Origin of the sequence: Sphingomonas kyeonggiensis (genome assembly GCF_014204495.1) — a bacterium.
In the GTDB taxonomy this organism is placed as follows: domain Bacteria; phylum Pseudomonadota; class Alphaproteobacteria; order Sphingomonadales; family Sphingomonadaceae; genus Sphingomonas; species Sphingomonas kyeonggiensis_A.
On sequence record NZ_JACHLN010000002.1, the window covers coordinates 780618 to 795086 of the forward strand.

At 65.9% G+C, this 14469-nt stretch carries 8 protein-coding genes; 4 read left to right on the forward strand and 4 right to left on the reverse strand.

The window, feature by feature from the left end; translation table 11 throughout:
* Complete coding sequence (locus HNP52_RS11395) at positions 1-1023, reverse strand: ABC transporter substrate-binding protein (RefSeq protein WP_221416252.1); 1023 nt, start codon at positions 1021-1023, stop codon at positions 1-3.
* Positions 1024-1446: 423 nt separating this feature from the next.
* On the opposite strand from HNP52_RS11395, the gene HNP52_RS11400 reads away from it, so the two are divergent.
* Together HNP52_RS11400 and HNP52_RS11405 are read left to right on the forward strand one after the other, a co-directional pair.
* A complete protein-coding gene (locus tag HNP52_RS11400; protein WP_184166919.1) occupies positions 1447-2685 on the forward strand; it encodes a LysR family transcriptional regulator in 1239 nt (412 codons plus the stop codon).
* Positions 2686-2690: 5 nt separating this feature from the next.
* Positions 2691-3803 carry a lactonase family protein gene (locus tag HNP52_RS11405; protein WP_184166922.1) on the forward strand — a complete coding sequence of 371 codons (1113 nt, stop codon included), beginning with the start codon at positions 2691-2693 and terminating at the stop codon, positions 3801-3803.
* On the opposite strand, the gene HNP52_RS11410 is transcribed toward HNP52_RS11405, so the two are convergent.
* Positions 3800-5041 carry an MFS transporter gene (locus HNP52_RS11410; RefSeq protein WP_184166925.1) on the reverse strand — a complete coding sequence of 414 codons (1242 nt, stop codon included), beginning with the start codon at positions 5039-5041 and terminating at the stop codon, positions 3800-3802. The two genes, HNP52_RS11405 and HNP52_RS11410, sit on opposite strands and share 4 nt — an antisense overlap.
* Positions 5042-5182: 141 nt before the next feature.
* Between HNP52_RS11410 and HNP52_RS11415 the strand changes: the two genes are divergently transcribed.
* A complete protein-coding gene (locus HNP52_RS11415) occupies positions 5183-6877 on the forward strand; it encodes a thiamine pyrophosphate-binding protein (protein WP_184166927.1) in 1695 nt (564 codons plus the stop codon).
* Between the two features lie 57 nt (positions 6878-6934).
* Here HNP52_RS11415 and HNP52_RS11420 read toward each other — a convergent pair whose 3' ends face one another.
* Together HNP52_RS11420 and HNP52_RS11425 are read right to left on the reverse strand one after the other, a co-directional pair.
* Positions 6935-9220 (reverse strand): TonB-dependent receptor, encoded by a 2286-nt coding sequence (locus HNP52_RS11420; RefSeq protein ID WP_184166929.1) that lies wholly within the window; start codon positions 9218-9220, stop codon positions 6935-6937.
* Between the two features lie 170 nt (positions 9221-9390).
* Complete coding sequence (locus tag HNP52_RS11425; protein ID WP_184166931.1) at positions 9391-11274, reverse strand: PD40 domain-containing protein; 1884 nt, start codon at positions 11272-11274, stop codon at positions 9391-9393.
* Positions 11275-11566: 292 nt separating this feature from the next.
* Here HNP52_RS11425 and HNP52_RS11430 point away from each other — a divergent pair, with 292 nt between their 5' ends.
* On the forward strand, positions 11567-14425 hold the full coding sequence (locus tag HNP52_RS11430; protein WP_184166933.1) for a TonB-dependent receptor domain-containing protein: 2859 nt from the start codon (positions 11567-11569) through the stop codon (positions 14423-14425).
* Positions 14426-14469: the final 44 nt, after the last annotated feature.

The following is a 14469-nucleotide window of genomic DNA, read 5'->3' on the forward strand; positions in this document are numbered from 1 at the left end:
TCAGGCGCCCTGGCGCGCGGGGGCTTTGGCGGGGTCGACGAACAGCTCGTCCATCGACATGCGGCGGGGCGTCAGCCCCTGCTCGAAGGCAGTCTTCTCCAGCGCCTCGATCGTCGGGCGGTTCGCCTCGATGCCATAGGGCAGCGGATCAGGGCCCACGATCTTCTGCAGCGCGCGATACTTGTCCGCGCCCGCACCGGTCGCCTCGCCCGAGTTGAGCCTGGCCAGCCACTCGTCCTTGGCGCGCGTGAAGGCGTCGTTGAGCGAACGCGCGACCCAGGGATGCTCGGCCAGGATCGAGTCCTTCACCACGATCGTGCCGTGCATCGGATAGACGCCGGTGCGGGCATAATATTCGGCCTCGGCAACTTCGGCGTTCGGCATCAGGTCCGGATAGTTCGCTTCGACTTCCTGCCAGCCGCCGGTCGGCGCGCCGGTGCGGCCGATGCCTGCCGCCGCTTCTACTCCCGCGTCGAGCTCGCCCTTGGCGATCATTTCCGCAAGCGAAGTACCCTCGGGGGCATGAATCACATTCGACGGCAGCTTGAGCTGGGTGACATGTTCCTCGTCGTCGACCACCCAGGTGACCTTGGAGTTGTCCAGGCCATATTCGTCGATGAATACCTGGCGGATCCATACGCCGGTGGTCACCGAATAGGCACGAACGCCCACGCGCTTGCCCTCGAGGTCCTTGGGTACCTTGATGCCCAGTTCGGGACGGACGAGCATGCCGGAATGATGGAAGCGGCGAACCACGAAGATCGGCAGCGCCACGAACGGTGCGCCATAAGCGCGGGCAATGATGTAGGTGGTCGGCGCCAGCTCACAGACGTCGAACTCGACGTCGCGGACCATGCGGCGGAACGCGCCGATCTGCGGCTTGACCGTGACGATCTCGGCCTCGACGCCTTCGATCTCGATGCTGCCGTCACGAATGGCGCTGGTATGCGGATGCTCCGCGATCGCCATTTTCAGATGTACCTTGCCCGCCACTTCTTCGCTCTCCTGGAAACTGTCTGGCATGGGATGCCCATTCGCCGCCAGAAGCCGCGCATCCCGGCACAAGGTCAACGCGCCCGGACCAAATCTTGGGGTGGCGGGATCATTTCCTATCGCTCCGGCCGATAGATTTGCCGCACCACCCTATAAGTTTTGCGCCGAATGTTGCGATAAGTTGCATGTTTGCGCGTTACGATCGCCGCAACGCAGCATGGCCATCAGGCCCACAGGCGCCGGCAACGACCCTCTGCATGTTTTCCATTTATTCTAATACACTTACATCCACACCAAGCCTTGACAGGATCGAGCACTCAACGCCGAGAACCGCACCCAAGCCTGGTAATTTTGCCGCAAGCGCCCCAAGCGAGCGATAAGAAACATGTCCGTGCCGGGGATTTATCCCCCTCCCGATCCGCGATAAGAAAAGCGCTCGGGAGAGGAACCACAATGACAGACATCGACCCGGGATCGCGCGCCGAAGCCCTGAGTTTTCGGCAATTGAAGCTCTTCGAGAGCGTCGGCCGGCTGAACAGCGTCCGCCGCGCCTCGGAAGAGTGCAACCTGTCGCAGCCCGCCGTTACCCAGGCGCTCGCCAAGCTCGAGCATCAGGTAGGGGTTACCCTGCTCGAGCGGCGCGCCAGCGGCTCCTATCTCAACGAGCTGGGGGACATCTTCCATCGCCGTGTCACCCGCGTCTTCGCCCAGATCGAGCAGGCGCTGGTCGACCTCGCCGTGCCCGGCGGCCAGCCCGGCGCTGCGGTGATCGCCCGTCGCATCTCCAAGAGCCAGGCGCGCAGCCTGATCGCGATCGTCGAGACCGGCTCCTTCGCTCAGGCCGCCGAGGCGCTGGGGCTCAGCCAGGCCTCGCTCCAGCGCGCCGCGCGCGACCTGGAGGGCAACCTCCGCAAGTCGCTCTATTATCGCACCGCCGCCGGGGTGATGGTCACCCCAGCGGGCGTGGAATTCGGCCGCAAGATCAAGCTGGCGACGCAGGAGATCGAGTGGGGCATCAAGGAGATCGACGCGGCACTGGGCAATGCCAGCAGCCAAATCGCGATCGGCGCGATGCCGTTCGGCGGCTCGGTGCTGCTCGCGTCGGTGCTCGACGAGTTCGTCACCGCGCATCCCCGCGCCGACGTCAAGATCGTCAACGAGAGCGCGCCCGAGATGCTCAAGAGCCTGCGCGCCGGCAATGTCGATTTCGTCATAGGCCTGGTCCAGGAGACCGTTGCCGAGGATCTGACCAACCGGGCGCTGGCGAAGACGCCCTATACGATCGTCGCGCGTCGCGGCCACAAGCTCACCCGCAAGGGCAAGGTCACGCTGGACGACCTGCTCGAATATGAGTGGGTGGTCGGCACGCCCGGCGCCGCGCGGCGCGCCTGTTTCGAGCGATTGTTCGCCGGTGGCCCCGGCCCCAAGGCATCGATCGCCACCTGTTCGCTGCCGGTGATCCGCCATCTGCTTGCACGAAGCGACCGGCTTACCCTCGTTACGTCCTACGAGCTCAAGCATGAGGACGACACGCTGGTCCCGATCGATTTCGGCGAGATCGAACCCGCGCCGTCTATCGGTATCACCATGCGTGCGGACTGGCTGCCGACCCGGCTCCACCTCGACTTCATCGAACTGCTCCGCCGCCACATGGCGGAAGTCGGCGTCCATCCGCTCAAGAAAGCCAGCTGAACCCCATGTCCATCGACCTTACGCGCCGCCGCTTCGCTGGCGCGGCACTGCTCACGCTCGCCCTGCCTGCTGCTGCCCGTCCGGCCAAGCGCGGGACGCGCATCTATATCGGGACCCAGGGCAAGGCGATCGTCTCGGCTCGCTTCGATAGCCGCACCGGCGCGCTTTCCGCGCTCGACACCGTTGCGCAGGTCGAACGCCCGACCTGGGTGCTCGCGCACCCTACCCGCCCCCTGCTCTATGCAGTGAGCGAGACCGGCGCAGTCGGGGCAAGCCAGGGCAAGGTGTTCGGCTTCGCCGTGGATGGCACTGGCGCGCTTCGCCAGCTTGCCAGCCCGGATTCGGGCGGCGCCGGGCCGACGCATCTGGCGCTCGACATGGCGAGCAACACGTTGTTCGCGGCCCATTACAGCAGCGGCCATATCGCGGCGCTGCCGATCGGCGCGAGCGGCGCACCCGGTGCGGTCGCCTCGATCCAGGCCGACACCGGCTCGGGCCCCAGCCCGCGCCAGAAGAGCCCACATGCGCATGGCTCGGCCCTGCATCCTTCGGGCAAGGTCCTCGCGGTGGCCGATCTCGGTGCCGACCGCGTGTTCCTCTATGCCTTCGATCGCAAGACGCGCGCGCTTTCGCCGAACCCGACGGCCATCGAAGTCCCAGCCGGCCATGGCCCCCGCCACCTCGCCTTCGATGCCGCCGGCAAGTTCCTGTTCCTGATCACCGAGCTGGTGCCGGAACTGCGCGTCTATCGCTGGAACGGCGGCAGGCCTGAGCTGGTCGAGACGCGTTCCACCCTTACCGCCCCGCTCGAAAAGGCGAGCGGGGCCGAGTTGCGCCTCAGCGAGGATGGCCGCTTCGCCTATGTCTCGAACCGTGTCGAGGACAGCATCGCGGGCTATGCGATCGCGCCCGACGGCAAGCTTCGCGAAATCACGCGCGTGAAGACCGACAGGACGCCGTGGAGCTTCACCCTGGCACCCGGGGGCCGCTGGCTGCTCGCCACCAATCAAGGCGCGGGGACCGTCACCGTCCATGCACGCGATCCGGGGACCGGCGTAATCGCCCCGGCAAGCCAGTCGCTGGCGGTGGAGAAGCCGACCAGCCTTGCCTTCCTCTAACGCTTCACTTCGAAGGTCCGGGCGAGGCGGAGCGACGGGAACCAATGCGCCCAGAGCAGGGTAATGCCGATCGCCCCAGCCCCACCCGCAACCACGGCGGCAACGGGACCGATCAGTGCCGCGAGGAAGCCGGACTCCGCCTCGCCCAGTTCGTTCGAGGCGGATACGAACAGGGTGGAGACCGCGCCTACCCGCCCCCGCATTTCGTTCGGCGTGTAGAGCTGGATCAGGGTCTGGCGAACATAGACCGAGAGCATATCCGCTCCGCCCAATATGACGAGGCAGGCGAGCGACAGCGGCAGCCAGCGCGACATGCCGAAGCCGATCGTCGCAATGCCGAACACTGCTACCGCCGCCAGCATCTTCATGCCGACATGTTGCCGCAGCGGCCGCCAGCTGAACCACAGCGCCACCGCCATCGCGCCCACTGCCGGCGCGGCGCGCAGATGGCCCAGCCCGGACGCGCCGACATGCAGGATGTCGCGCGCGAAGATCGGCAGCATCGCCGTCGCCCCGCCGAGCAGGACAGCGAACAGGTCGAGCGAGATCGCGCCGAGCACCAGCTTGTTGTCGCGGACATAGGCCAACCCCTCGACCATCTGGCGCCACGGATTGCGCGAACCGTCGAGCATCGTCCTGGCGATCGGGCGGATCAGCATCAGGCAGGCCAGCGCCACGCCGTACGCCACCGCACTGGTGAGATAGGGAAGCGGCGCCCAGATCGCATAGAGATATCCGCCCAGCGCGGGCCCAAGGATGCCGCCCACCCGGTTGCCGATCGCATTGGTGGCGATCGCGCGGGGCAGCACTTCGGCCGGCACCAGGTTCGGCGCCAGCGCATTGAGCGCCGGCATCGAGAAGGCACGCGTGATGCCGAGCAGCACCGCGCCGGCGAACAGCGGCGCGAGCGTACGCCCATCCGCCAGCGTCGCCCAGGCGAGCATGCTTGCGCAGACGAGTTGCAGCCCTAGGCAGATCCTTCCGATCAGCCGCCGGTCGACCCGATCGGCGGTCCAGCCGGTGATCAGGGTCAGCGCGAAGATCGGCAGGAACTGGGCCAGCCCGATCAGCCCGAGCTGCAGCGCCGCCGCCTTGGTTCCCATGGTAAGCCGGGCGATGTCGTAGACCTGCCAGCCGATCACCACGACCATCGCGTTCTGCGCCAGGTTGGAGGCTAGCCGGCCGATCCAGAACAGGCGATAGTCGCGATAGGCGAAAGGTTGCTTGGGCTGGTCCATGCCCCTCGCCTAACGCTCGGGCCTATCGGCGGAGCCATCGGAAACATGATCGCACCGAACGGAAAGTCCGTGCGCCTTTCCGATTACCCTGCGGTCCGGATCGATAGCCGCGCGGGGCCGCGCCACCCCTAGGCTCAAGCCATGAGCGAGAACCATATCACCGGCGCCGAGGCCGCCGTCCGCATGCTCCAGCTCCACGGGGTGAAGCATATCTTCGGGCTGTGCGGCGACACCAGCCTGCCCTTTTACGACGCGCTCGCGCGGCTCGATCACGGCATGGAACATATCCTCACCCGCGACGAGCGCAGTGCCGCCTATATGGCCGATGCCTATGCCCGGGTGACAGGCCGGATCGGCATCTGCGAAGGGCCGAGCGGCGGCGGCGCCACCTATATCCTGCCCGGCGTGATCGAAGCGAACGAGAGCTCGGTCGGGCTCGTCTCGATCACCTCCGACGTGCCCGTGGCGGCACGCGGCCGGTACCCGCTGACCGCGCTCGACCAGAAAGCGCTATTCGCCCCGCTCACCAAGTGGAACGGCGTGGCGGATCATGTCACCCATATCCCGCTGCTGTTCCGCACCGCCTTCCGCGCCGCGAGCACCGGGCGCCCCGGGGCGGCGCATATCGGCCTGCCCTATGACCTGCAGAAGCAACAGCTCGACACATCCGAAGTGTGGGGCCAGGCTGAGCATGGCAGCTTCCCCGCCTATCGCACCGCGCCCGATCCGACGCTGGTCGAGGCCGCCGCCAGCATGCTGCTCAATGCCCGCCGCCCGGTGCTGGTCTGCGGCGGCGGGGTTATCCTATCGGGCGCCTGCACGGAACTGATCGCGCTTGCCGAGCTGCTCGATGCGCCCGTGGCATCGACGGTCAGCGGGCATGGCACGATCCCGGACAACCATCCGCTCGCGATCGGCGTGGTCGGTGCAAACGGCGGCACCGACGAGACCCGCGAGGCGCTGGCGGACGCCGACACGGTCGCTTTCATCGGCTGCCGCGCCGGCTCGACGACGACCGAGCATGGCAGCGTGCCCGGCCGCGGCGTGCCAATCGTCCATATCGATATCGATCCGATGGTGGTCGGCGCGAATTACCAGGTCGAAGCGGGGTTGGTCGGCGATGCCCGCCTCTGCCTGTCCGCGCTGCTCGCCGAAATCACCCGGCGCGTGGACGGCCCGCGCAACACCGACGCCGCGCGTCGCCTCGCCGGCCTGCGCGCCGCGAAGCGCGCGCGCTTCGAGGCGCTGGCCCATTCGAACGAGCGCCCGATCCGCCCCGAACGCGTGCTCGCGGCAATCCAGAAGGCGCTGCCCGCGGACGGTATCATCGTCGCCGATCCGGGCACTCCCTGCCCCTATTTCTCCGGTTATTTCGACTTCGACAGCACCGGCCGCAGCTTCATCACCAATAGGGCGCACGGCGCGCTCGGCTTCTCGCTGCCCGCGGCACTGGGTGCGGCCTATGGCCGGCCGGGCGCCAAGGTGGTCGCGGCGATGGGCGATGGCAGCTTCGGCTTCGCGGTCGGCGAGCTCGAGACGATCGTGCGCAAGGGCCTGCCGATCACGCTGATCGTGTTCAGCAACGCGTCGTACGGGTGGATCAAGGCCAGCCAGAAGGACGGCTATGGCAGCCGCTTCTTCTCGGTCGACTTCAACCGATCCGACCACGCCCGCATTGCCGAGGCCTTCGGGCTGAAGGCATGGCGCGTCGAGGATCCGGCGGAGGTCGATGCCGTCATCGCCGCGGCGATCCGCCACGACGGACCGAGCCTGGTCGATGTGATCAGCCAGCCGCTCGAGCAGTCGGCCGTACCCGTAAGCAAATGGATGGGATGACCCGGAAACGAAAACGGCGCGCCACCAGGGCGCGCCGTTCAAGGCTGGAGGGACTGGCTAGAAACTGAACCCCAGCGACACGCCATAGGTGCGCGGCGCGTTGCTCGTGCCGTTGTCGCCGCTGTTGGTGGCGCCGAGCTGGCTCCAGTAATGCGTGTCGGTCAGGTTCTTGCCCCACACCCGGATCGTCCATTTATCGCCCGGCATCTTCCAGGCGATCGAAGCATCGAGCAGGCTGTAATGGCCCTGGAACACGCGTTCGTCGGTCGTGCCGACATAGCCGTCATTGTAGTAATAGTTGCCGGCGATCGTGAACGTGCCGGCACTCGCCGTCGGGATGTCGAGCGAGCCACCCACGCTTGCGGTGAATTCCGGCGTGTTCTGCAGCTTGTTGCCCGAGGCATCGCCGCGCAGCAGGCAGTTGCCGCCAAGCTGGGCAAAGGGGCTGCCGAAGGTTCCCAGGCAGGTCTGCCCGGTCGGTATCACGAAGCCCGCAGGCAGCGGGAACGGCACCGAGATGATCGCATTGGTGAAGTTGGTATAGCGAGCATGCGTGTAGTTCACGCCGCCGAACAGCTTGAAGTTGCGGCTCACCTGCACCGTCACATCGGCATCGATGCCATAGATATGCGCGCCGTCGGCGTTGTAGATGCTGTTGGCGCCCGAGATGACCTGCTGCACCTGGATGTTCGACTGGTCATAATAATAGCCCGCGACGTTCAGCCGCACGCGGCGATCGAACAGGTCGGACTTGATGCCCAGTTCATAGGCATCGACCACTTCCGGATGGAGCAGGATGATCGGCGAGACCTGGGCGATATAGGTGCCGCTGCGGAAGCCGCGATTGTAGCTCGCATAGGCCAGCAGCTCGGGCGAGAAGCGGTGATCGAGCGAGGCGCGCCAGGTCAGCTTGTTGAAGACATGGTCGTCGGCCGAATTGGTGACCGTGCGCACATTGGTGGCGCCGTTGAACGAAATCGACTGGGCGGTGAGCGAACGGGTGTCGCTGGTGTAGCGGATGCCCGCGGTGAAGTTCGTGCTCTCGCCGAAGGTGTAGGTGCCTTCCGCGAAGCCCGAATAGGAGTCGAGCTTCACGTTGTTCACCTGGTCGGTATAGCCGTTGCCGCCAAAGGTGAGCAGGCCGCTCGACCGGCTCTGTGCACTGCCGGCGCTGTCATGCATGTAGAAGCCGCCCAGCACCCATTTGAACGGACCGGCGCTGTCGGAGATCAGGTTGATCTCCTGGGTGAACTGCTTGTCGTACTGGATGTTGTCGATCACCAGGCGGCGCAGCGCGGTGCCGTCCGGATCGAAATAATAGGTGAAGTCCGATTTGCGGTAGCCGGTCATGCTCTTCAGCGTGAAGCCGCCGAAATCATGGCTGATCGTCAGCCCGGTGCCCCATTGCCGCGTCGTCATCCGCGGATCGATGTCCGAATAGATGTCGCGGTCCGGGTCGCCGCCGGCCGCGATGATCTGGTTGGGCACATTCTGGCCGAGCGCGTTGAGCCGGAAGTTGCGGAAGGCCGGCTCGGAGGCATAGCGGCCGTTGAAGTCACCGCTCAGCAGCACCGAAGTGTCGGCGTCAGGCTGGAACAGCAGCTTGGCGCGGCCCGCCCAGGTGCGGCCGGCCTGGATGTCCTTGCCGGTGAACACGTTCTTGCCGAAGCCGTTGCCGCGATCCTCGACCTGGGCCGAGATGCTGGCGGCCAGCGTGTCGGTGATGCCGCCGGTCAGGAACAGGCCGCCGTTCAGCGTCGAATAATTGCCGAAGCCGATCTGGCCCTTGGCCTTGGTCTCGAAGCTCGGCGCCATGGTGCTGATCTGGATGAGGCCGCCGGTGGCGTTGCGGCCGAACAGCGTGCCCTGCGGCCCTTTGAGCACGGCCACCTGATCGGTGTCGAACAGCGACTGGAGCACGCCGAACGAAGCCCCATAGTAGAAGCCGTCGACATAGACGGCGACCGGGTTCTCGATGCCCGGGCCCTGGCCGGTGGCGCCCACGCCGCGGATGCGCGGCAGGCCGATGCCGCCGGTGGCGGTGGTGACGTTGAGCGCCGGCACGCTGGCCTTCAGGTCCATCGTCTCGTTGGTGCCCGCCGCGCTCAGCTGCTCGCTGTTCAGCGCGGTGATCGCGATCGGCACGTTCTGCGCGCTTTCCTGGCGCTTCTGGGCGGTGACCACGATGTCGACCAGCCCATTGTCCGTTGCCTGGGCGTCGGTGGTGGCAGGCGCCGGCGGCGTGGCGGTTTCCTGCGCGAAGGCCGGCATGGTCCAGGCGGCGGCACTCGCCAGCAGGGCAGTACGCGCGACCGTTCGCGCCACGCGGTTGCGATAGCTCATCAAACTTCCCTCCCTTTTCGCCGGTCTTGCCGGCGCTTGTCGTCGATGGCTGTCCGATCCGCCCCACGGATCGCGCCTACCTTATTAGTTTCGACGAGGATGATTACTTCGGCGGCGCGGCTTTCGTCCGATCAGAAACCCGTAGCCGCCGATAGTTTTGGCGCAGCGTCTCAGCGCTTCGCGGGCAGATACAGCGGCATCGAATCTTCCCACTTGCTGTCGGTCAGCATCCTCTTGCCCGATCCGTCGCGGTTCATGACGTAGATCTGGCCATATTGCTGGAAGGTCTGGTCGTAGAGCGCAGCCTCGTCACGGAAACCGTGCTGCGATCCGCTCCACAAGATGCGGTTGTCCGCCGTCCACACCGCATGGCCGTCGCTCGATCCGTGCGTGGTCGCGCGGAACAGGTTCGAGCCGTCAGGGCTGATCGTATAGATGTCGAAATTGCCGTCCTCGGCGCGCTTGCGAGTGAAGACGATGCTCTTCCCGTCGGGCGACCAGCCGGGGAGATTGTCATAGCCCTGAGTGAGCACCCGGGTCTGGCGCGTCTCGAGATTGAGGATGCGCAGGCCCTTCTCGTCGTCGCTCCACAAGCGATAGACGATCTCCTTGCCGTCGCCCGAATAGCTCGGGAAACCGCAATGCTGCTTGCCGTCGGTCAATTGTTCCGCGCCGGTGCCGTCCGCGCGCACCCGCCACACCGCCGCATTGGCCTTGTCGCGCAGGAAGAACCACGCGCCCAGCCCGAAACTGATCCACTCGCCATCGGGCGACCAGGCCGGCTGGAACGCGCCCGCCAGCCCCTTCTTCACCAGGTCCGGATCGAGCCCGCGCCCTTCTATATCGAACACCTTGCGCTTCTGGCTGCCGTCCGGCCGCATCACCATGATCGAGGCGTTGCCGGTCTGCTTGTCGGTATAGACGATCCATCCCTGCTTCGACATCAGCGGGAAGACATCGGTCTCGCGATACTCCCAGTCCTTGTCCCAGCTGTAGAGCGGCTTCCACACCGGCCGGGCCGGCTGGAACTTCACCTTCTCGTAGATCACCGACTTGCCATCGTCCGACCAGTGCGGCGAGCGGATCATCGCCTGCTTCACCGCCGGCCGGTCGCTCGTATAGGCCAGTCCCTCGTTCGGGCCGTACTTGACCAGGTAGCCGATCTCGCTGTTCGACAGGAACTGCGGCTGCAGCTTCAGCTCATTGTCGGCCTGATGCTCGACCCGCTCGCCGCTCGCGACATCGACCGAGACGATCTTGCTGGGCGTCTTGCCGATATAGTTGGGGCGCCGCGCGCCCCAGGTCGCCTCGACCGTCATCTCGTAGAAGACGATCCGGCGCCCATCGGGCGACCATTTGGGCGAACCCAGGCAATAACCGGGCTTGGTCGCCACCTTGCGGAAGCCCTTGCCGTCCACGCCGATCACATAGATCGACAGTTCCTGCGTGTGCTCCCAGCCATGGCCATTGTCATGCCCGGTCCAGGCGGTGTTGCGGTCGCTCGAAAAGGCGATCCACTTGCCATCCGGCGACCAGGCCGGGCGGTAATAGCAGTCCGGCTTGCCGTCCTCGCCCCGCACGTCGTTGATCCCCGTCAGCTGGCGGGTACGCCCGGTCTTCAGGTCCATCAGCCAGATGTTCGCGCGGTAACCATTGCGAGTGGAGACGAAGGCCAGTGTCCGCCCATCCGGCGACAGCACGCCGGCATCGTCCACCGGGGCACCGGTCACCAGCGGCTGGACCAGCTTGCCGTCGGCGGTGGCGCGGAAAATGTCCGACTGGCCGTCGCCATTGCGCTCCGAGGTGAAGATGAACCCGCCGCCCGGGGCGAACACGCCGTTATATTCGAAGCGCGTATCGGCGAGCAGCTTGCGCTCGTTCGAGCCATCGAGCCCGGCGATGTAGAGTTCGGATACCGAGGGCGCGATGCGGTTCATCAGCATCACGCCCTTCTTGCCCGGCGTCGTCACCGGCCCCGCCCAGTCTTCTGCCAGCGCCGAGCGCGCGACCAGCGCGGTGCCGGGCAGCGCCCACAGGAAATCACGACGACGCATCCAAACTCTCCCGCTCGCCCGCAATGGTGCGGGTCATCCTGGCGGCGAGTTTCGCCGGGGCGGCCTTCCGGTCCAATCACAAAACCGCATGCCCCGATCATTTCTATTCGGGCGCCACGCATGCCGTAGCGCAAAATCTATCATCGCCCCGGCCAAACCAATGCGGATCGATCGCCGTGCCGCGCCTAACAGCTAGCCTCGCCGGCCCCATCGAGCGTCGGCCCGGCCACCCGCCAAAAGAGCGGGGGCGGAGAATACCCAAATCGAATAGAAAATGATTGGGGAGGATAGATTGAGCCCGAAGTTCCTTTGCGCGCTGCTCGCAGGCACGAGCACGCTGATCCTGTCATCGCCGGCGCTGGCGCAGACCGCGCCCGACGCGACCAACACCACCGCCCAGGCCGAAGACGCGCCGCTCACCACCGAGGGGCAGATCATCGTCACCGGTTCGCGCGTCATCCGCAACGGCGACAACAGCCCGTCGCCGGTCACCGTCATCTCCACCGAGGACGTGCTGACCTCCAATCCCGGCTCCACCCTGGCCGACGCGCTCAACACCCTGCCCGCCTTTGCCGGCTCGCGCGGCTCGTCGAGCAACCCGACCACGGTGGGTAGCGCCGCGGGCGGCAACGGTTCGGCCAACCAGCTCAACCTGCGCAACCTGGGCGCGACCCGCACGCTCGTGCTGATGGACGGCAAGCGCATCCCGCCGACGCTGTTCAACGGCGTGGTCGATGTCGACATCGTGCCGCAGATGCTCGTCCAGCGCGTCGACATCGTCACCGGCGGCGTCTCGGCGGTCTATGGCTCGGACGCGATGTCGGGCGTGGTCAACTATGTCCTCAACCACAATTTCAACGGCATCCGGGCCGAGGCGAGCCGCGGCATCTCCGAATATGGCGACGATGCCAAGACCGACCTCGCGCTTGCCTGGGGCGGCAATCTGGCCAGCGGCCTGCACCTTGAGCTGAGCTACGAGTATCGCAAGGAAGACGGGATCGATAACCGCTCGTCGCGCCCCTGGCTGAACCAGGTGGGCGTGACCGGCGCGGGCACCACCGCCAATCCCTATGTGCTGCAGACCAACCTGCGCCAGAACAGCTTCCCGTTCGGTGGCCTGATCACCAGCGGCGCACTCAACGGCCAGACCTTCGCCAGCAACGGCGTGCTCAGCCCGTTCGTGCACGGCACCTCGACCGGCACCTCGTCGATCGAGATCGGTGGCAGCGGCGGGTATTGGGACTCATCGCTGATCGCGAAGCTCGAGGGGCACCAGCTCTTCGGCCGGCTCGACTATGACGCGCCCGGCGGCGGCGTGCACGCCTATGTCCAGGGCTCGGCCAACTTCAAGACCAACACCAGCTATGCCGAGACCAGCCAGCTCAACAACGTTACGATCAGCCGCACCAACGCGTTCCTGCCAGCAGCCTATCAGGCGCTGATCCCGACCACCCAGCCGACCTTCACCTTCTCGAAGTTCATGAGCGACATCCCGCGCAACACCGCGGTCGCGGACTCGAAGCAATGGGTCGTCGCGGCCGGGCTCGACGGCAATCTGGGCGGGGCGAAATGGGCAGTGAACTACACCCACGGCCGCTCGGAGCTCGACACGGCACTCAGCAACGTCATCAACCGGCAGAAGCTCTCCGCCGCGCTCGACGCGGTCAACAGCGGCGGGCAGATCGTCTGCAACATCACCGTGACCAATCCCGGCCTGATGCCGGGTTGCGTGCCGATCAACGTGTTCGGCCCCAACGCAGCGTCGGCGGCGGCGATCGATTACGTCACCGACACGGTCTATTTCTCCTCGGTCACCCAGATGGACGCGGTCTCGGGCGAAATCTCGGGCTCGCCGTTCAGCACCTGGGCCGGCCCGGTCTCGGTCGCGCTGTCGGGCGAATGGCGCAAGACGAGCTATTCCTCGAAGAGCAGCTCCACCCCGGCCGACTTCGTCAGCTGCACCGGGCTTCGCTACAATTGCGTCGCGACCAACACGGTCAATGAATCGAGCTTCGGCCAGGATCTTGCCGGGCACAGCCTGTCGGTGTGGGAAGTCGCCGGCGAGTTCGACCTGCCGCTGCTGCGCGACGTGCCGTTCTTCAAGTCGCTGAATATCAACGGGGCCGCGCGCTACACCAAGTACAATGTCAGCGGCGACTATGTGACCTGGAAGCTGGGGGCGGACTGGCACCTCAACGACTGGATCAGCCTGCGCGCCACGCGCTCGCGCGACATCCGCGCGCCAACCCTGTTCGATCTCTACGCGCCGCTCTCGATCGTCCAGGTGCGCGCGCTCGATCTCTATACCAACACGACGCCGACGGTTCCGAACCCGAACTACTCGAACCCGAACCTGACGGCGGAGATCGGCAACACGCTTACCGGCGGCGTGGTGCTCAAGCCCTTCCGCGGCTTCAGCCTCGCGGTCGACGCCTATCGGATCAAGATCTCCGACGCGATCACCCAGATCAATGGCCAGACCGCCGAGATCCAGCTCGCCTGCTATGCCAGCGGCGGCAGCTCGCCCTATTGCGCGCTGCAGAGCCGGCCGCAGGGCCTGAACGGCAACACCACCGCCGCCAACCAGGCAACGAGCTGGTCGGCGCGCTACCTCAACATCTCGAATGTCGAGACCTGGGGCATCGATGTCGAGGCGAACTATGCCGGCCGCCTGTTCGATCGCCCGATGAGCATCCGCCTGCTCGCGGCCTATCAGCCCGACCTGATCTTCCGCCAGCCGGGCATCGCGGACATCGACATGGCCGGCGTCGGCTTCGGCGCGCTGGGCTTCTCGGCCACGCCGACGGTGCGGCTCACCGGCTATCTCCATGTCGAGCCGATCGAGGGCATCTCGGTCGATATCATGGAGCGCTGGCGCAATGCGATGAAGCTGGGCGCCGACGGCACCGGCGTGATCCAGAACAACCGGATCGCGCCCTTCGCCACGACGAACCTCAACCTGGCGTTCAACGTGCCGGGATCGAAGGGCCAGTATCAGTTCTACGTCAACGTGCAGAACCTGTTCGACGCCACGCCGCCACTCGCCGCCTATGTCGGCAACGGCACGCGGGCGGGGCTGCGCGATGGCTTCGCGCTCGGCGATGACCCGCGCGGCCGCTACTACACAGCGGGCGTGCGGCTGAAGTTCTGACAACCAAAATGAAACTTCAGGATTAATGCACTCACAAAACTCGA